Source organism: Cellvibrio sp. KY-GH-1, from assembly GCF_008806975.1.
In the GTDB taxonomy this organism is placed as follows: Bacteria; Pseudomonadota; Gammaproteobacteria; order Pseudomonadales; family Cellvibrionaceae; genus Cellvibrio.
On sequence record NZ_CP031728.1, the window covers coordinates 1,143,396 to 1,162,829 of the forward strand.

A 19,434-nucleotide genomic window follows, 5' to 3' on the forward strand; every position below is an offset into this window, starting at 1 on the left:
TAATTACAACTCGATTAATTAAACTGTTTTACTTTGCTGGCATCTACTGCGCCAACGCCGGCAAGATTCAAAATTAATGCACCGTTCTCACCGATAGTTACACTGTTCACATTCGCACTCAGTGAAGTTTTCAGGGCTTCATTTTTACCGTTCTGATCGGCGGTGATTTCAAACTTATATTCACCGGCAGCGGCAGCAGCATCACCTGCCTCCCAATCCAGTAATTCGCCATTCACTTCCAAATTTTGTCCATCCCAACGGAAAACCATTTCACCTTGGGAAACCTTGCCCACTGGAATTTTTTGTACCAGAGCACCGCTCTCGTCATAAATATTCATTTTCAGATTATCGGTTGAATAGGCAAGATCTGCACTTCCTGAAACAATTCCACCTTTGGTTAAAGTGCTCTTATCTGATTCAACGGTGACACTGCGACCAACCAATGATGATGCTTGCAATGCGTTATTGGACATAAAGCTATTAAACGTTTTGTTTAAACGCTCCAAACCTTCCACCGAACTGAACTGGGCTAACTGCGCAACAAACTCACTGTTATCTTGCGGACTCAGCGGGTTTTGATTATTCATTTGCGTAATCATCAACTCCAGAAATGCGGCCTGTCCCAATTCGTTGTTATTTTTTTTGGTTTCAGTTTTCTTGTTGATACTCAGGTTATCAGTAACGCTGGAACTGCTATTAGTGCTGCCAACAGTAGTCATAATCTTTCTCCCTCGCTAATTACTGACCCAAGGTCAATACACGTTGAACCATTTGCTTGGCCGAATTCATCACTTCAACATTCATTTGAAATGCTCGTGATGACGCAATCATATTGGCCATTTCTTCCACCGGATTTACATTCGGGTAGTACACATAACCTTGTTCATCGGCCTTTGGGTGATCCGGCTCGTAACGGCGTTGCAGCGGCGCATCACTTTCTACGATGCCCAGCACTTGCACGCCAGCGGCAGCATCCACTTCATTGTCACTGTAAGTGCCTTCAACAACACTATCGCGCATTGCCTGTTGTTGAATTGCCGCAAACACTGGCTGACGACTGCGATAAACTTCATTTACACTGGAACTGGCAGATTGCGCATTTGCCAAGTTGCTGGCTGTGGTGTTCAAGCGCAAACTTTGCGCGTTCATACCAGTACCAGCGATATCAAAAATATTTCCAAGTGCCATGATCACTTACCCATGTGGTTCCGATTAAATTATTCACCGCGAATTGCGCTACGCAATCCGGTAAATTTGCTATTCAAAAATTGAAAACTGGCTTGAAATGCCAACGCGTTTTTCATGTACTCAGCATGTTCAATTTGATCTTCCACCGTATTTCCATCAATCGAAGGTTGCTGTGGTGTGCGATACAACACATCACCTTCAACGGCATCAAACCCTTGTGCCTCGATATGGCGGTCCTGGGTAGTAGACATATCAAACCCCTGCGACGAATTCATTTTTTGTTGCAGGGCTTGCTTAAAATCGAGATCTTTAGCCTTGAAATTTGGGGTGTCGATATTGGCCAGGTTATTAGCTAATACCGATGCGCGCTCAGAGCGAAAGTGCAGCGCCGTTTCGTGAATTCCCAAGGCTTTATCGAACGAGATAGACATAATCAGCAACCCGGTGATTGGTAGGTGGCAAATTGGATCAGCCACTTTTTACGGTTACCAACACCAAAGCAACCCCTGTGCCAACGGCCAAAAAATTCTCTATCCATATGATTTACATAGTTTTTTTATTATCGCCAAGCGGTTCTTCAAAAAGCGGCAAAGGCAAAGCGGCAAAGGATTTCCGCTCCGACTTCCGCGCTATTGCAGAAAAGACCCATAAACAAAAATGCCCGCAAAGTGCGGGCATTTCAGCGTGTAAGACGGGCAGATTAAATTGCCTTGTAGAGAATTCCCGGTTCGCAGCGCACCATTTCAAATAGATCCGCTGCGCCCGCCAAACCTTCAGAGGAACCAAGGAATAATAAGCCCTGCGGCTTTAGTGATGCGTGAATTTTTTGCAGAATCTGCCGCTTTAAATCGGCATTGAAATAGATCAACACATTACGGCAAAACACAATGTCAAACTTGCCGAGACTCGCGTAGGAATCCATTAAATTGAGTGAGCGGAAATCAATTCGCTCTTTCACAAACCCCTTTACCCGCCACATTGTCGGGATGGGATTGTCAAAATAGCGCTCCAAACGATCTGCCGATAAACCACGCATAACTGACAACTTATCGTATTCCCCACGCTTTGCCTGATCCAAAACGGTCGAGGATAAATCCGTTGCTACAATTTGCACAGCGCGTGGCAAATTGCCCATAGCCTGACGCTTATATTCCTCCACCATCATGCTAATCGAATAAGGCTCTTGCCCGGAAGAACAGGCAGCCGACCAAACGCGAATAGGTCCAAACATACGATTGTTGGGCGCCATTAATTGCGGGAGCAGCGTATTTTTTAAATGATCGTAGGGATAATTATCGCGAAACCAGAAGGTTTCGTTGGTGGTCATCGAATCAACGACCTGGTCCTTTAATTTACGATTAAAGCCTTGTTTAAGTACCTTAACCAACTCGCCAAAGGAAGCAATATTATTTTCTTCCAGGATACGACGAATCCGATTGGTCACCAGGTACTGTTTGTTGTCACCCAGGGAAATCCCGCAGGCATCTTCAAGGAACTGACGAAATTGATCAAACTCTTGCTGATCCAGATTATCTCGACCAGCGACAGGTTTAGTAAAAGGCGAATCTTTATTAATCATAACTACTCAACGCAACTCATAACCGCACTCCCCTGCGCTATTTCCATCAAGCCTGCTCGGGCGGCAGGAGGCTCTCACCAGTGATCGCCAGAACGCGATCATTCACGCGTTTAGCCAACTCGTCGGGGTGGAATTTTGCCAAAAAGTCATCCGCACCCACTTTACGCACCATAGCTTCATTAAACACACCGCTTAACGATGTATGCAAAACAATATGCAGGTTTTTAAGTTGCGGATGATTGCGAACTTCCGCCGTAAAGGTGTAACCATCCATTTCCGGCATCTCGATATCACAAATAATCATGATGAGCTCGGCGTAAGGATCTTTACCCTCTTTCATTAAATCCTGCAGGTAGTTGAATCCCTCTGCACCATCTTTCTTCAAGGTGGTACGAATTCCCATGCCCTCCACCACACGCTGGATTTGTTTACGTGCAATGGTGGAGTCATCAATGATCAACACATGTTTTTGCACTACGCGATCAGCAATGCCGTCTTCAATAACACCTGCACTGACTTCTTCGCGAGGAGGGGCAACCTCGGCAAGAATTTTCTCGACGTCGATAATTTCCACCAACTGGCCATCAACTTGAGTAACCGCGGTCAGGTAATGCTCCTTACCGGCACCTTTGGGTGGCGGGTGAATATCACCCCAGTTCATATTCACGATACGTTCGACCGAGCGAACCAAAAAGCCTTGGGCCGTACGATTGTACTCAGTGATGATGACAAAGCAGCTTTCAATATCTGGCAACTCGCGGCGACCAATTGCCAGGTTCATATCCATAATCGGCAAGGTTCCGCCGCGAATATGGGCCACCCCACGTACAACCGAACTACGTCCCGGAATCGCGTTCAATTGGGGACACTGCAAGACTTCTTTCACCTTGAAAACATTGATGCCATATAACTGCTGGCCACCAAGGCGAAACAACAGGAGTTCAAGACGGTTTTGACCAACCAGCTGGGTGCGCTGATTGACACTATCCATTACGCCGGCCATGCAATTACCTCATTCTTATCCAGTCGCTTTTATACGGAAGACCAACCTGCATCAGCCGTCAGGATCACGGCATGGTATTTGCTTTGGTGCTAGTAAAACTGGTTAGCGGCAAAAAAGTGTCAGACTTTAGTCGTTAACCACTCGATTTCGGCTGACCTCAAGTTCATAAACTTGAGGATAGGACAAAATATGGAACTTCCTAGTTTTTATAGAACTTTCGCGAAGAATATTTTGCGCCAAAGAACATCATTCCCAGTAAATGCTCAAAAGCCCCTCAAATCGCTAAACATTTGTGCTTTTACGCTGTTTTTAGGGGTTTCTTGTCCCTGGGGTCAGAGTTACGCATCCGGTTTGTATAGCCAACTTCAGTTAAAGCAGGATGCAGCCAATTTTCTGGCGGAGGAATACGGAAGAACCGTCCATGAACGCATAGATATCAATGTTGGCAACCTCGATGATCGGTTACGTCTAGCGCAATGCCCAACGCCAGTGAAGTTTAATGCTCAGGATCAATCCGGCCTGGGCGGCAACATCAGTGTGAAAGCCCAATGCGTTGGGCAAATTGCCTGGACCGTACACATTCCAGCGCAAGTGATGATTTATCGGGAAATTCCCGTCGCCGCCATGGATATACCCCGCGGCCAATCCATCTCCGGCTCACACCTGACGAGCGCACTGGTCAATGTCAGCAGTATTCGCCAAGGGTTCGCAGATACCCCCAAGCCATCGTTGGCCGGGAAGCAAAACGCAACATCGGCAAAGGCGAAGTGTTCAAAACCAATCAAATGGATTCCCCCACTACTGTGAGACGGGGCGAGGTGGTGATGCTCGAATCCATCGCGGGCGCCATTAAAGTCAGCAGTTCAGGTACCGCGATGAGCGACGGTCGCTTGGGGCAAAAAATCCGGGTAAAAAACAGCTCGTCGGAAAGAGTTATATCGGGAATCGTAAAAGGTCAGGGCCTAGTCCAGACACTCTGATTGGACTAGACACAGACTACACGCAGATGAAAGATTTTTTAAAATATTGCTAAAGTTAAGCGGACTACCGCCGATAAACTGGCTAGGGAGGCTCCAATCAGAGCCTTCCACGGTGTCCCGACATAGCAACCGTGACATTTTTGTACAAATCGCCACACGGCGAACAGGGGAAAACAAATGAACTTTAACACCAACAATTCACTGGACTCCGTGAGTGCCAAAAGCACTCGAAGCAAGCCCAGCACTAGCAGTGCTCCAGAAGCCAAGGCGCCTGCCAGTACTCCAGCACCAAGCGGCAACGCTGGTGATCAGGTAGTACTCAGTCAGGAAGCACAAACTCTGGGTCGCTTGCAAAGCAAGATCGACAGTGCGCCAGATGTAAACCTGGACAAAGTGGCAGAAATTCGCCGTGCAATTGCCGAGGGGCGTTTCGAAATTAACCCTGAACGCATCGCAGAAAACATGTTGAATCAGGATTTGTTGGGTTAAATCGAAAAGTTTAAAACCGTTTTATTGACCGAATGGTGGCAGACAGGTTCTTCCCCGGCACCTGGCTATCACCCTTCATCGACACACAAAAGAGGTTGCTATGTCTCTTGATATTACCGCACTGCGCCAAATGCTCGCGCAGGATTCCGCCGCACTCACTCAACTCAAGCAACTACTTGCCAACGAGCGCGAACTGCTTGAACAACGCAAACAAGAAGGCTTGCAAGAGATCATTGAGCGCAAAGCAGCAGTTATCGATCATTTAAATAACAGCGCCAGAATTCGCAACCAAATACTCAACGCACTAGGTCTATCAACCAATGCCAGCGGCTGGGATACCTTCTTACAGCGCAATACGGCTACCCTACCCCTACGCGACGAGTGGAAAAACCTGGTAAGCGATTTTGAAGAATGCCAAAAAATGAACGACGTGAATGGCAAGATGATTGCTCGTTCCCAGCAAACGCTCAATCATTTACTGAACCTGCTGCGCGGTAAAGTTGCTGCACCCTCGCTCTACACGGCAAAAGGCACGCAAACCCAACACTCCTCGTCATATACCGTAGCCAAAGCGTAACGACTCCGGCATCCAACTCAGCACCGCACCTCCCGTGCGGTGCACCTTTCTTCTTCAAATTGCTATTAGCGATTAATTACGCATCGCGTGGAGCTATTCCGTATTGATGTTGTCGTCGTGAAGCGAGGCGGAATCACCAGCGAATGGGCTGATATTGCTGCGGAAAAACCGCTCAAAAGCTCTGGAAACGGATCATATCCAGCTCAGACAAAACCCACGTTGTTTTTGAAGGCGATTCTTTCCGACAGAGCGTTCGATAGTTTTATGCGAATGGCGACCGGCACCACGCAGAAATATTGATATTCAAGCGGGGAACTTTAGTGAAGCGTTAACAATGAAGGGCAACAATTTTTGTTAGCACGTCGCTAATTTTAAAAACTCGATTTCTTGAATTGCCGTTATTACTTGAAACCGCGTTATTTTTATAAATGGGTTCAAACAGCAAACCATGCAACTAAGCCGTTGCATGGTTTGCTATTGATTGCACAATAAATATTGGGCGTAACCCACCAAACATAGTCGTAGGGTTATTGGCAAACACTGCCGGTAATTGCAGGCACTTGTGCTGTACCCGCATTTTTAGTGCCTTGGAACCCAAACTCAACCGTTTGCCCCGGCTGAATTGAAGAGTTCCAACTCAAACCGCTCGCCGAATAAGGATTACTACCAGAGAGATTGGCATTCCACGAACCGGTAATACGCGTAGCATCGGTGTAATTCCAATTTACACTCCAACTGTTAATCGCATTAGTTCCATTATTTTTAATACGAATCGCAGCGGTATATCCATTCCCCCAATCGCTAGTCACCACATAACTACAATTTGCATTGTTGCTTGCTGGGGAAGAGCTGCGGCTAGAAGAACTGCTACTGGAAGAACGAGGAGCAGAAGAAATAACGGAAGAAGCAATGCTGGAAGCGCTTGAGCGAATCACGCTGGAGGACGTCGAGCTTCTGGAAGAAGTGCTAGGTGCTACAGAACTTTTGGATGATGAACTGGAAACACTAGACGCCGCAGTGCCTTCGCTGACGAATGTAGTAACGCTTTGTGGCTCAACTATTACGGTTGCCGTGCCATTATTTACCTTGGTCGTACCGCCGTACCCAACGTTAAGGGTTGCTGAGGTACTGTATTTAACAAGATTCCCTACGCTGGCGTTTTGCAACGTGAGATTAAGGCTGCGCGATGAAGTACCTGTGTTAACGACGACCATTACAATCTTGTTGTCCGGGCCTTTAAAGGCGGTAACCGCCACATCTGAATATGGCTTCTCAGTCGCACCTATGCGCTTGAAACCCGGACGAACATAACGGGCGTACTGCGCCATGATATGGCCGCGCTTACTCACTTGTCCGTTTTCCTTAATAAAGCTGTAAGAGCGGCGAATGTACCACCAGATGTAGGCGTTGAAATTTGCGGCCATACTGCGATGCAACTCGGTACCTACATCCAACGCGAGCGGCCACACATCCGCATCATTTTTGCTATCAGTGTAATGTTCGGTCATCCATACTTCTTTACCCTTGGCGCGCGCCAATGGGTAATCCTGCGGGACAGCGCCATAAAGGTGTCCGGCAATAATATCCGCATGCTGAACGGCGGTTGCACTGTTCAAAACCGGATCAGTGAACCGCTTTGCAAAACCCACAGACTCACCGACAGTTACCTTCAGGTTTGAACCGAAGCGAGCGCCTTCCGAATTTAAAAAGCTTACGAAATCATCACCAGACCAGTCTGCAGACTCATAGTCCGGGTGCCAATCCGGTTCGTTTTGAACAGATACGGTATACAGTGGGGCTCCGTTGCGCGACATGAAATCCGCAAAGTTTAAAAGATGAGTCGCGTACTCATCGTAATATTCCGGCTTAAGCTTTCCTCCATTGATCAGACTATTGTTGGTCTTCATGTAGGCCGGTGGTGACCAAGGCGTAGCCAATAGTTTGGCACCCAGCTGCCGTGCGCGAACAGCCGATGTGACTTGTTGGTTCCAGTTCGCGGAGTTTGGGTCAATCCGCAGGCGCATGATGCTCAGGCCCAGCTGACCTTCCCCGTTACCGAACGCGGTTTCAATTTGAGAGGCGGTTAAATCGCCAATCCAACCTACGCCATTCATCCCGCCAAACCCGGTAATGGTTTGATACTCGGTAGACGCGTTAACACTTACCGATTGAGCTATTGCCTCGGAGCAAGCGAAACAAGCTCCGGCAATCGATAAAAGCAAAGCCTTGTAGATACCACTTTTATTGTTATTCATGGTTAAGTCCTAGAGATAATCGTCAGGATTAGAGTCGTTGTTTAGGCTTCGGAACCTTTTAGAATCAAGGAGGGTTGTGTTATTGAAGCCGGTGCGAAAGTAGCAAAATCAAGGCGATGGAATTGGTAGAATTCCGTGGAATTCTTTTAGACTGTAAATAGTTAAAGTTTTTTTGCAGATTTTTCGTAGAGGTTTTGTCGATTAAACCCGATAATGTGAGTGAGTTCACCCAAGGAACTACCACATAAAAGTAACTGAGATCACTTGCCACTTAATAGATGTTTATCGTCTGCCCGCTGCCCTTCGTAAAAACTCGAACCCAGGCACTGATCAATTTTCACCCTCCGCGGGAATCCCCAACCTTCGTGACCCAATAGATTTAAAAGCGCTTAAGAAATTGGTTCTTTACGTGAAATTTTGAATATAATGCGCGGCGACGTCCCTGTAGTTTAATCGGATAGAACGTATGCCTCCTAAGCGTATGATGTGGGTTCGATTCCCGCCGGGGACGCCATTTAAACAGCGTATAAACTCATCGAATTGAAGCAGAAATAAATACATAATCTCCGGTATTAGATGGGTAACGCTCCGCTACCTGATCAAACCTACCTGTTGAAAGATCTTCCTGCAGCAATCGCAAACCCTGTTCAAGCTCATCGGCCTCACACAGTGAAGCAAACGAAGAAATGTTTGCACGCACCCTTGGGTCCAAATATTGCTCCGGCCTTTCCTTCCCTGCGTATAAAAATAAATCGTTCAGCTGATTGGTCACGTGAAATGGGATTAGCTTGTCAATCGAAAAGCCAGCGGACTGTAATGTCTGGATAACTACCAATTGCTCGGGCATTTGGCTTATCGACTTTTTCATCATTCCAGGAAAATAGTGGTACAACCAATACTGTCTCATTTGATCGGGGAAAGCCGTAAATACAATGAATCGGCCACAATTGAGCACGCGCGCGACTTCAGTAAAAACGGCAGGCAGATCAAAAAAATGATGGATCGCCAGTGTACAAATTACCCCATCAAAGAAATTACTAACGTATGGCAATTGATGGGCGCCAGCCAAGCACCAATTAATTCGGGCATTTTTTGCGCTAGCTTGGGCGAGCATAACGCTGGAAATATCCACACCATGCCAACGACCGCCCAAGGACGCCAATTCGTTCGTGTAATTGCCGGTACCGCAGGCTAAATCCAGAAACTGCTTTTCCGCACTTATACCCAGTAAATCGGCTAGCTGTTGGACAATGAATGGATCCGCCCTTCTCGTTGACGAATACGAATGGCCGATGTTGTTATAGATCGGATTCAACTAGCGACTACCGCTGACCGCTAGCACTGAACAATTCATTTACCCACTGTTTTTTCCGTTCCTGCCGCAATATTTCCAATCGAGTCCACGCCGTCAATAAGGCCAAATAAAGAATGTACATGCCGAGAATATTAATAAGCAGTGGCACCAACATAGAAATATCAATGGCTCCCTTTGTAATAGAGGCAGGTTGGTGCAAAGTATTCCACCACTCAACAGATTTTTTAATGATAATAATATTTACAACGCCGACCAGAGACAAAACAGCCGCCGCTTTATTGCCCGCATCTTTATTTTGATACGCCTCTTGCAAGGCATAAACACCCAGAAATAAAAAGAACAAAATCAACATGGATGTAATTCGTGCATCCCATACCCACCAGGCACCCCAGGTGGGCTTTCCCCAAATGGAGCCAGTCACTAAAGCAATAAACGTAAACACAGCCCCTAGAGGCGCGGAGACCTTCATCGCCATAAAGGAGAGTTTTGTTTTCCAAATCAGACCCGCAGCCCCCATTATTGCCATGGCCACATAGGCAACTTCGGCGATATGTGCCACTGGAGCGTGAATAAATAATATGCGGTAGCTATTCCCCTGCTTTGAATCCACCGGCGCGAATCCCAACCCCCAAACAGTGCCTATCAGCAATAAAACCAGAGACACAAAATACATGTAGGGTAACCAGGTACTGGTTTTCTGATAAAACCATGTCGGAGAGCCCAACTGATACAACCAAGTCCATCTCATAATTTATTCTCTGTTTTAGATATTGACGATTTGCCTTATCGGCGGACTACAAACTATAAGAAAATTCCGACATCTTTCAAAGGGGCATTCTCGACGCATACCCTTGTTTCCAAAGTCGCATGCTTAAGCGCTACAATAGCCACCTCAATTTGCTATTCACCAGATATTTTATGAATCTGATTTTGCTCACCTCAGACGATCTGATTGCACCGGATCGAGCCTTGATTCGCGACTCGCGCCGCCTCGCCCATATTCGCGAAGTTCATGCCGCTAACGAAGGGGAAACTTACAAAGTCGGTTTACTAAACGGAAATATGGGCAGCGGAACCTTAGTACGCATTGCAGATAATGAACTGGAATTTGAACTATCGCTACACACTCCCCCACCGAAAACTCTGCCATTGAAACTGATTCTGGGGTTACCCCGGCCGAAAATGTTGCGCCGTATTTTTCAGACGATTGCTACGCTGGGTGTTAAAGAGTTGCATTTGATTAACTCCTATCGCGTAGAAAAAAGCTATTGGCAAACGCCATTTTTGGAAGAGGAAGCAATTCGTGAACAACTGGTGTTAGGGCTTGAGCAAGGTTGCGATACACGGGTTCCGCAAGTGCATTTGCACAAACGCTTCAAGCCTTTTGTAGAAGATGAATTACCCGGGATTATCGCGAATACCACTGCACTGGTGGCTCATCCGTACACGGAAACCGAGTGTCCGCGTAGTATCAATTATTCGCTAAGCCTTGCGGTTGGCCCGGAAGGTGGATTTATTGCGTATGAAATCGATCTGCTGAAAAAAATCGGCTTTGATGCAGTACATTTGGGTGAGCGGATTATGCGGGTGGAAACTGCAATTCCCTATTTATTAGGCAGATTATTTTAATTTTTTTGAGTTCCCCTCACTTCGGCCACGAGGGGAATTGCAAAACTGTTCTTTATTCTCTGCTTAGGAAAGCTTCAAAACGCTCAATAGGAATAGGCTGACTGGATAAGTAGCCTTGATAATAGTCGCAACCGAACGATTTCAGAATAGCCAATTGTTCAACTTCTTCTACACCCTCTGCCACCAATTCCATATCCAACAGCCGCCCCATAGTAATAATGGTTTCTACCAGTACGCGATCATTGCGATCCTCAATAATATCACGCACAAAACCACGATCGATTTTCAGCGTACTCACAGGCAATCGTTTTAAGTAACTGATTGATGAATACCCGGTGCCAAAGTCGTCCAAAGAAAAACTAATTCCGTGCTCACTGAGTGTGGTCATAGTTGCGATGGCATCGTCAACGCGCTGGATAACAATACCCTCCGTAATTTCCATATCCAATGAATCTTTTGGAATCTTGTATTTTTCCAAGGTAGCAATAACATCATCCACAAACGCGACACGACGGAATTGGCGGGGACTAATATTGATACTCAAGCGCATTCCATCTTGCCACAAACCGGCGAGATGCCACTTCACCAAGGTTTTACAGGCATCTTCCAGCACCCACTGACCGACTTCGATAATCATGCCCGAGGTTTCCAGCACCGGAATAAACTCGACCGGCGACACCATTCCCTTCGTGGGGTGATGCCAACGCAACAGCGCTTCTGCTCCCACAACACGATTGGTTTTAATATCGATTTTCGGCTGGTAATAAAGCTGGAAATGCCCTTCTTCCAATGCACGGTGCAAATCACCTTCCATCGTTAATTGTCGGCTAACCTTATCTGCCATTTCTTCGTTGAAAAATTCGATTGAATCGCGACCTTTTTCTTTCACTTGATACATAGCAGTGTCGGCATAGCGCAATAATTCATGCACAGAATTATTTTTATCCGGATATACGACTACGCCTACGCTACAGGTCACACGCAACTCCATGCTGTCATACATATAGGGTTGCGAAATAATTGAGCGGATTTTTTCGCTGATTTCACCGGCACGCAAGGCGGCCGTCTCAATATTTTGATCCAGCACTGTGAGCACAACGACGAACTCATCACCGCTCAAACGTGCCACCAGGTCCTCCTCGCGCACCGATTGCTGCAAGCGCGATGCAACCACTTCCAATACACGGTCACCCACGGGGTGCCCAAGCGAATCGTTAATCGTTTTAAATTGATCGAGATCGATAAAAAGCACAGCCCCAAAATAACCATGGCGTTCAGCGCGCCGGAGTTCGTGTTCAAGGCGCTCTACCAATTGCACGCGGTTGGGCAAACCAGTCAATGCATCGTGGTGAGCCATAAACTCCATTTTGGCTTGCGCGTTTTTGCGTTCGGTTATGTCTACCGAAACAATGAGCGCAACTTTTTCGTCGTAGAACGCCAACGGCATGATATGGGTTTGCAGAAATAATTGTTTGCCTGTTGCCGTGACAAATCGCTCCTCGACGACGTCCAGCTCTTCGTTGCCGCGAATTACGCGGTAATCATTTTGCAGCATGGTGTCTATATCAAAGACGGAGTTTTTCAGCAGCTGGCGTACATGCAAATTACGCATTTGTTCAGGTGTATAACCCAGCTCAGTCGCCAACGCTTTATTGGCAAACAAATAGTAGCCAGCAATATTGCGCGCGCCGATCATTACCGGCAGATGGTCAATAATCTGCCGCAAATGTTCTTCACTTTTACGCAATGCCAATTCCACGGCGCGACGTTTGGCGAGCGAAAGCTCAACCACATCCAATAATTGATTGGAGCTTGCAATGAGTTGGGCCAATTCGTCTCTACGCTGAGCGGGCAGCTGCGTGAGGCGATTAACGCCGGGGTGATCCGGATTGATGTTGTTAATTTCACGCGATAAACGAACTAAAGGTTTAGTCAGGGTGTAATAAAACACCACAAACAACAGCAGCACCAGAAACATGTTGCGCAACAAACCAGTAAACAACGCCGTTTTGGAGCGGTTATAGAAACCTTCCAGCGCCAGGTCCATATCCACCGAAAAACGAATACTGCCGGCCGTACCATCGGTATAACCTGGCAACAGCAGATTTTCGGTATATTCACGGGTATTATCGGTAATTTTGCTGGTTAACCAACGCGTTTTTACTTCCGGGCGAGTGCTACTACCCTGCGCCAACACATTGCCAGTATCGTCATAAATTACCACTTCATAAATAAATCCATAGCGCAGCAAACCGTTTACAACTTCATAGGACAATTCATCGTCCAAGGTGGAAACCGAGCGCACCGCCGGCGGAGTGGCCACTTTAACAACGCGATCAATTAACGACTCGAGCTCTTTTTCCTGATTGAGAAAATCGAGGTAAAGCTGGACGGAGCTCAATAAAAAGCTGAGAACAAACGCCAAAATGATGCCAATTTTGGCAAGCTGGAAAGAGATGCCATTGAAAAAGGATGGGGCTTTATCTCTCATCGATGTTGGATTTCCGGGAGCTGGGTATAATTTTGGATACTGTTATTGGGGACAACCTTGCCCCCCATTTGGCAGCTAAAACATCACAAACCTGACTCGAGTATAGATCAATATTGCCCAAGCCGCCCGAATCAATAGCTTTATTTTCTATAGAAAAATCAACTTACAAGAGCGAAAGCGGATCCACTGCTGTTACCCCAAATGATTGAGCTACACCAGCATGGGTAAGCTGACCGCGACAAATATTCAACCCGGCGCGAAAACCTGAATCCGCCTTCAGGCATGCAAGCCCTTCATTCGCCAACCGAAGTACGTAGGCGAGCGTTGCATTGGTTAATCCAAGGGTTGCGGTGCGCCCAACTGCGCTGGGGATATTGGCCACACAATAATGGATCACCCCTTCCTCAACGTAGGTTGGTTGCTGATGGGTTGTCGCCCTTGAGCTTTCAAAGCAACCGCCCTGATCGATAGCAACATCCACCAACACGCTACCGGGTTCCATAGTGCGAATAAGCGCACGATCAATCAGCCGGGGCGCGCTGGCGCCGGTGTTTAGCACACTACCAATAATCAAATCTGCCGCGCGCGCATATTCATTTACTTTTTCCTGAACTGCATATTCGCAAAGAACCCGGCCACGCCATAAATCATCCAGCTGACGCAATCGCGCGATGGATTTATCCATCACCCTAACCTGCGCGCCCAATCCCACCGCCATAGCCGCCGCATTGGCACCCACAACACCACCGCCAAGAATTAAAACATTGGCAGGAGCCACACCAGGAATTCCACCGAGCAAGACACCTTTCCCGCCTTGTGCCGCCTCCAGATGATGCGCCCCCGCCTGCACCGCCACGCGGCCCGCGATTTCAGACATAGGTGCCAACAATGGCAAACGCCCTTGGGCATCCGTCAGGGTTTCATACGCGATGCAAGTTGCGCCTGACGCAAGCAACGCATCCGTCAATGCGCGACTCGCAGCAAGGTGCAGATAGGTAAACAAACAGTGGCGAGCGGTTAACAATGTATATTCCTGCACTTGCGGCTCTTTCACTTTAATGATCAGTTCGGCAACGCTATAAAGATCAACCAGTGAATCACACAATTGCGCACCGGCAAGCTGGTACTGAGCATCGTTGAAACCCGCTGCAACACCGGCACCACGCATCACATAAACGTCGTGCCCGGCTGAATGCAGTTCAGCAGCACCTGCTGGCGTCAAAGCAACGCGGTTTTCACCGACTTTTATTTCTTTGGGAACTCCAATATGCATATCTGCATCCCGTTTTTGTCCGCACCATTACATCGAGTATAGTCAGTGTTTTTAGATGTTTAATCTCTTAGCACCACCAATTTTTCGCGAAAAAATGTTTATATCAATCCGCCGGATTGATCCATACTCAATTCAGGAGAAGACGGAATTTTTAAGCAATGCCCTATACAAATTGCTGACCACCGAGCGAAACACAAAGTTGGCGCAACTTATGCTGGTACAGAGTTAACGAGTGTTTTTTGACACAGTTCCAGTTAAAGAGTTTGCGCAACTTGTCAGTTATCGATAGCGAACTGACAAATCGGGCAGGCTTGTGACAAAAAATGGAGCAACGAGGTAGTTATGAGCATTTATGTGAGTGATTTGCGCGCACAAATAATTAAACCTTGCCTGGAAGCATTGGGCGATTTCTCCGACAGCAATGCGGATTTGCTGCTGGGAACGGCTACACAGGAATCACTGTTGCGTGAGCATCACTATTATGCGGAGCGACAGGGGCTGGGCATTTACCGGATTACGTCGGAAAAACATCGCGACGTGTGGGATAAGTACTTAATCCAATTTCCAGAACTGGCGTCCTCGGTGCGCGGCTTTGCAAGCCAGCAGCAATTTCTCAAAAATCCACACCAGGAATTAATTAGCAATTGGGGTTACGCAACGGCGATAGCCTGGATGATTTATAAATCAAACAATACTGAGCTAGGTAAAACAGTTGACGTAAACGGTTTAGCGCAACTCTGGGCCAAGTGCTTTGACAATGGCACAGGTTGCGTTCGTAATGCGGAAGAATTTATTTCCACATATTGCTCAACAATGAATGCAGAAGACAACCATAAACTGGTTGCATAAAACTCACTGGCGTTTATTGAATATCCAGTACATCCATAAACTGTACACCTTCATCGCGACGCATCGCTTGAGGTGTAATTCCGCAGGCGTCTTCACCCTCTGTATCGCTCACTTGCTGCGACTCAAGGTTCAGGAAATCAAATAATTTCACGTCCGCCAATTGCGATGGCTGCACATTGCGAATGGCAGAGAAAATTGTTTCGGTGCGACCAGGATACTGACGCTCCCACTGATGCAACATGTCTTTTACGACCTGCCGCTGTAAATTTTCCTGAGACCCGCACAAATTACAGGGAATAATCGGGAAGCCTTTCAGCTCCGCAAAATGAGCAATGTCTTCTTCCGCACAGTAAGCAAGCGGACGAATGACAATATTGCGTTTATCATCGGATAGCAGTTTAGGCGGCATAGCTTTGATCTTGCCGCCATAAAACATATTCAAAAACAAGGTTTCGATAATGTCGTCGCGGTGATGACCCAAGGCGATTTTGGTAGCGCCAATTTCATCTGCAAATCCATATAAGGTACCACGACGCAAACGCGAACAAAGTCCGCAGGTAGTTTTTCCTTCGGGAACCACTTCCTTCACGATACTGTAGGTATCGCGCTCGATAATATGAAAAGGCACGCCCAACTCAGTGAGATACTGAGGAAGTATGTGCTCAGGAAAACCAGGTTGCTTCTGATCCATATTCACCGCCACCAACTCAAACGAAATGGGCGCAGTTTTTTGCAGGCTCAGCAGAATATCCAGCATAGTGTAGGAATCTTTACCCCCTGACAGGCACACCATTACCTTGTCGCCCTCTTCAATCATGCCGTAATCGACAATCGCCGAACCGGTCAAACGACGCAGGCGTTTCTGCAGTTTATTGAATTCAAGACGGTCTTTACGTTCGTGTAACTCTTTCATGGGGTAAGGCTCATGTTTAAAGGCATAACCGCGCGGTAAATCGGCGAGGCGCGCATTGTACGGATTTTACCCGCAAGTGGAAATCAATCTGCCACGCGGCAACGGCTTGCCGGTCTATACTTGGACAACTGGACAAAATTGAAGCAAATGCGCCTTGAACCTCAACCAATCACGATCCTTGGCTACAAATTCCGTTCACAATCGTCTGATTTTTTATTAAAAATCTCTATGGCACAGGGCTTGCTCTAACCTGGTTAGCCCCCCTGGAACAGCTCGTCTGGGGGAGAATAATTGCCGCGAGGAGGTCGTAATGTCGTTGTTCGATAAATTCTTTAAAAAAACTGGGCGCAACTCCAGTGAGAAGAAAATCGCTGCTCCTGCTGATTCAATCAGCGGTGAAACGGGGTTATCGGCTGACATTCAGGTTCCCGATCAATACCTACCATTGTGGGAGCTGCAAAAAACGCGACAGCTACTCGAAATCAAGATTGGCTCTGCCAGCCGCGTCTACCAAAGCATGATCCTCGCGGTAGATATAGATCGCGGCCTGCTCTGGCTGGATGATTTATTCCCCCAACAACTGATTCTGGATGCAGGCGACGACATCACCCTGCGCCACCATCGCAACGGCGAGCAGTTGGTAGTTCGCGCCCCGGTGGTCGCCCTGGGTTCAAACTATGGTGCCGCAGGCTTCGCGATAGAGCTACCTGAGTTCGCTGTTTACACTCCAAGACGTAGCGCACCACGTTATGCCATCGGCCATCAATCGCCGCTGAGCGTAAAAATTCGCACCCTCGGACAAGAGCCTTGCTTCGGTACCTTGCAGGACATTTCCAGCGGCGGCCTGCGCTTAATAGTCGCGGGCAACCTACTTCCCTTTCTGCGTCACGGCGCGCACCTGCCGCTGTGTGAAGTCAACTTAACCGATGAATTGCAGATCCGCTGTAAGGCGCGCATCTGCGCGTTTCGTATGGGACGGAGCCCTTACCGTCACACCCAAATCAGTATTGAGTTTTTGGACCTGGAGGAGGAAAAGCGCGCGGCGCTGACCCGATTTCTGTTCGAATCCCAATTTCGAACTACCGGCGAGCCGGAATTTACGTACCCAAGCCGAGCACACAAAGCACCTGAGCGATTCGCAGCAGCCTGATAAACAGTAATAAAATCAGATAATTACTAGAGTTTTCTCGACTTTGGTCTAGCCTTTAATGTCTAGGCTACTCGTTTTGCTTTTGAACAACAGGATCTATCTATGCGCAACAATGGCAATGTCACCGGACGCGAAGTTCATTTGCACACCAAAGATGAAATTGTTTCCTCCTCAAATCTGCGGGGCGATATTGAGTTCTGTAACGCGACTTTTAGCCGCATTTCCGGTTACAGCCATGATGAATTAATTGGGCAGCCACACAATATCCTCCGTCACCCTCATATGCCGGCAGCCGCCTTTGGTATGCTCTGGACTGCGTTAAAGGCGGGCAACCCTTGGATGGGAATTGTTAAAAACCGCTGCAAAAACGGTGATCACTATTGGGTAGATGCTTATATCACCCCGCTGCGCCAAAATGGCCAAATCTATGGCTACGAATCCGTACGAGTAAAAGCAGACCCAGCAGTGGTTGCCCGTGCTGAGGCAGTTTATATCCGCCTTAATCAAGGCAAGCCTGCTTATTCAACGTTCGAAAAACTATGGAGCAGCTGTGGCAACAGCACCCTCGTGGCGCTGTCCAGTTTAATTTTATTAGTCATAGCCGCCGCAGTTTCCAGCTCGATAACTACCGGTGGAATTATCGGCTCGGTCGTTGTTTCGTTGGTTGTTGGCCTGGTAGCGCAGCTGTTACAACAAAGTCGTATCGCCCAAGCCTTAAAAGATGCCAGAGCTATTATTCATGATCCACTCGCCGCGTACATTTACACAGGTCGGTGTGACGCACTGGGTGAAATTAGCCTTGCCCAACATGCGATTGAATCCCGTTTACGCACCGCGCTTGGACGCTTTGGCGAGTCATCTCGCGAGCTGCAACAAAAAGCCGAAGCCGCGCACAATCAAGCGCGTAAAACTTATGAAGGTATGACCGCGCAACAACAGGAAACTGCCGGTGTTGCCAGCGCGATGCAACAAATGGCGCAAGCGGTACAGGAAGTGGCGAGTGGCGCCAATCAGACATCCATCGCAACGGGCACAGCGATTAACGAGGTCAATAAAGGCAATGGAGTAATTGAAGGCGCGCGCCACGCCATAGATAATCTTTCAAAAACCGTTAGCAATCTGGGAAATGTGCTGAATAAACTGAGCGAAGACAGTAGCAGGATTGCCAGTGTGGTCGATGTCATCCGCGGAATCGCCGAACAGACCAATTTGTTGGCGTTAAATGCTGCCATCGAAGCGGCCCGTGCCGGCGAACAGGGCCGCGGCTTTGCGGTGGTTGCGGATGAAGTTCGTTCACTCGCGCAGCGCACCCAGGAATCTACGGGTGATATTCAGCAAATTATTGCGGCTCTGGGAAAAGCAACTGAGGATGCAAGCGCCAATATGAAAAACTGCCTCGCGTTAGCTGACCGCAGTGTTAGTGAAATGGGCAATGTTAACGCCGCCCTCGCCTCTATTTCTGATTCTGTTAATGCGATTGATCAAATGTCCCACCAAATCGCCGCTGCCGCCGAAGAGCAATCGTCGATGGCGATGGAAATTGAACGCAACACTCTATCGATTGCCAGCATTTCGAACCAAACCCAACAAGAAATAGGTGCCGCAGACGAATTAAACGGTGAAATGGAAAAGCTATCGCAAAAACAGTTGGATTTGATCGTCAGATTTAATTAATCGCCTGCGGATTAACGTTACTTATTCTGGTCTTTCAGATAATTGGCGTTAAGCTTAGTGATGTTATGA

General features: G+C 47.6%; 19 protein-coding genes and 1 tRNA gene. 9 read left to right on the forward strand and 11 right to left on the reverse strand.

Features of this window, described 5'->3' with window-relative positions; translation table 11 throughout:
* Positions 1-14: 14 nt before the first annotated feature.
* The 5 genes from D0C16_RS04785 to D0C16_RS04805 form a co-directional block, all read right to left on the reverse strand.
* Positions 15-719, reverse strand: a complete 705-nt coding sequence (locus D0C16_RS04785; RefSeq protein WP_151031257.1) for a flagellar hook assembly protein FlgD — start codon at positions 717-719, stop codon at positions 15-17.
* A gap of 19 nt (positions 720-738) precedes the next feature.
* Positions 739-1,188 (reverse strand): flagellar basal body rod protein FlgC, encoded by a 450-nt coding sequence (flgC, locus tag D0C16_RS04790; protein ID WP_151031258.1) that lies wholly within the window; start codon positions 1,186-1,188, stop codon positions 739-741.
* Between the two features lie 29 nt (positions 1,189-1,217).
* Positions 1,218-1,619: a flagellar basal body rod protein FlgB gene (gene flgB / locus D0C16_RS04795; RefSeq protein WP_151031259.1), complete on the reverse strand. Its 402-nt coding sequence runs from the start codon at positions 1,617-1,619 to the stop codon at positions 1,218-1,220.
* Between the two features lie 269 nt (positions 1,620-1,888).
* Positions 1,889-2,767, reverse strand: a complete 879-nt coding sequence (locus tag D0C16_RS04800) for a protein-glutamate O-methyltransferase CheR (RefSeq protein WP_151031260.1) — start codon at positions 2,765-2,767, stop codon at positions 1,889-1,891.
* A gap of 46 nt (positions 2,768-2,813) precedes the next feature.
* Positions 2,814-3,770 (reverse strand): chemotaxis protein CheV, encoded by a 957-nt coding sequence (locus tag D0C16_RS04805; RefSeq protein WP_151031261.1) that lies wholly within the window; start codon positions 3,768-3,770, stop codon positions 2,814-2,816.
* A gap of 351 nt (positions 3,771-4,121) precedes the next feature.
* On the opposite strand from D0C16_RS04805, the gene D0C16_RS23970 reads away from it, so the two are divergent.
* The 4 genes from D0C16_RS23970 to D0C16_RS04820 all read left to right on the forward strand — a co-directional run bounded on the left by D0C16_RS23970 (position 4,122) and on the right by D0C16_RS04820 (position 5,816).
* Positions 4,122-4,577: a hypothetical protein gene (locus D0C16_RS23970; RefSeq protein ID WP_191968646.1), complete on the forward strand. Its 456-nt coding sequence runs from the start codon at positions 4,122-4,124 to the stop codon at positions 4,575-4,577.
* Positions 4,496-4,750, forward strand: a complete 255-nt coding sequence (gene flgA, locus D0C16_RS24375) for a flagellar basal body P-ring formation chaperone FlgA (protein ID WP_225319022.1) — start codon at positions 4,496-4,498, stop codon at positions 4,748-4,750. Before D0C16_RS23970 ends, flgA begins: the two co-directional genes overlap by 82 nt.
* A gap of 177 nt (positions 4,751-4,927) precedes the next feature.
* Positions 4,928-5,239, forward strand: a complete 312-nt coding sequence (gene flgM, locus D0C16_RS04815) for a flagellar biosynthesis anti-sigma factor FlgM (protein WP_151031263.1) — start codon at positions 4,928-4,930, stop codon at positions 5,237-5,239.
* A gap of 100 nt (positions 5,240-5,339) precedes the next feature.
* Positions 5,340-5,816, forward strand: a complete 477-nt coding sequence (locus D0C16_RS04820; protein WP_151031264.1) for a flagella synthesis protein FlgN — start codon at positions 5,340-5,342, stop codon at positions 5,814-5,816.
* A 527-nt stretch (positions 5,817-6,343) separates the two neighbouring features.
* On the opposite strand, the gene D0C16_RS04825 is transcribed toward D0C16_RS04820, so the two are convergent.
* A complete protein-coding gene (locus D0C16_RS04825) occupies positions 6,344-8,071 on the reverse strand; it encodes a cellulose binding domain-containing protein (RefSeq protein ID WP_151031265.1) in 1,728 nt (575 codons plus the stop codon).
* Between the two features lie 438 nt (positions 8,072-8,509).
* Between D0C16_RS04825 and D0C16_RS04830 the strand changes: the two genes are divergently transcribed.
* Positions 8,510-8,585 (forward strand) — tRNA-Arg (locus D0C16_RS04830).
* 18 nt (positions 8,586-8,603) lie between these two features.
* Here the strand turns inward: D0C16_RS04830 and D0C16_RS04835 are convergent.
* Both D0C16_RS04835 and D0C16_RS04840 read right to left on the reverse strand, forming a co-directional pair.
* On the reverse strand, positions 8,604-9,386 hold the full coding sequence (locus D0C16_RS04835; RefSeq protein WP_151031266.1) for a class I SAM-dependent methyltransferase: 783 nt from the start codon (positions 9,384-9,386) through the stop codon (positions 8,604-8,606).
* Positions 9,387-9,393: 7 nt separating this feature from the next.
* Complete coding sequence (locus tag D0C16_RS04840; RefSeq protein ID WP_151031267.1) at positions 9,394-10,134, reverse strand: heme ABC transporter permease; 741 nt, start codon at positions 10,132-10,134, stop codon at positions 9,394-9,396.
* A gap of 170 nt (positions 10,135-10,304) precedes the next feature.
* On the opposite strand from D0C16_RS04840, the gene D0C16_RS04845 reads away from it, so the two are divergent.
* Positions 10,305-11,015 (forward strand): 16S rRNA (uracil(1498)-N(3))-methyltransferase, encoded by a 711-nt coding sequence (locus D0C16_RS04845; RefSeq protein WP_151031268.1) that lies wholly within the window; start codon positions 10,305-10,307, stop codon positions 11,013-11,015.
* A gap of 52 nt (positions 11,016-11,067) precedes the next feature.
* Here the strand turns inward: D0C16_RS04845 and D0C16_RS04850 are convergent, their stop codons facing one another.
* Entirely contained in the window at positions 11,068-13,506 is a 2,439-nt protein-coding gene (locus D0C16_RS04850) for a bifunctional diguanylate cyclase/phosphodiesterase (RefSeq protein ID WP_151031269.1), read from the reverse strand.
* Positions 13,507-13,669: 163 nt separating this feature from the next.
* Positions 13,670-14,779, reverse strand: coding sequence for an alanine dehydrogenase (ald, locus tag D0C16_RS04855; protein WP_151031270.1), 1,110 nt, complete (start codon positions 14,777-14,779; stop codon positions 13,670-13,672).
* Positions 14,780-15,121: 342 nt separating this feature from the next.
* Between ald and D0C16_RS04860 the strand changes: the two genes are divergently transcribed.
* A complete protein-coding gene (locus tag D0C16_RS04860; protein WP_151031271.1) occupies positions 15,122-15,628 on the forward strand; it encodes a hypothetical protein in 507 nt (168 codons plus the stop codon).
* Positions 15,629-15,641: 13 nt separating this feature from the next.
* Here D0C16_RS04860 and ttcA read toward each other — a convergent pair whose 3' ends face one another.
* Positions 15,642-16,541 carry a tRNA 2-thiocytidine(32) synthetase TtcA gene (gene ttcA, locus D0C16_RS04865; RefSeq protein WP_151031272.1) on the reverse strand — a complete coding sequence of 300 codons (900 nt, stop codon included), beginning with the start codon at positions 16,539-16,541 and terminating at the stop codon, positions 15,642-15,644.
* Positions 16,542-16,851: 310 nt separating this feature from the next.
* Between ttcA and D0C16_RS04870 the strand changes: the two genes are divergently transcribed.
* Together D0C16_RS04870 and D0C16_RS04875 are read left to right on the forward strand one after the other, a co-directional pair.
* Positions 16,852-17,691, forward strand: coding sequence for a flagellar brake protein (locus tag D0C16_RS04870; RefSeq protein WP_151031273.1), 840 nt, complete (start codon positions 16,852-16,854; stop codon positions 17,689-17,691).
* 102 nt (positions 17,692-17,793) lie between these two features.
* On the forward strand, positions 17,794-19,365 hold the full coding sequence (locus D0C16_RS04875; RefSeq protein WP_151031274.1) for a PAS domain-containing methyl-accepting chemotaxis protein: 1,572 nt from the start codon (positions 17,794-17,796) through the stop codon (positions 19,363-19,365).
* Positions 19,366-19,434 lie beyond the last annotated feature (69 nt).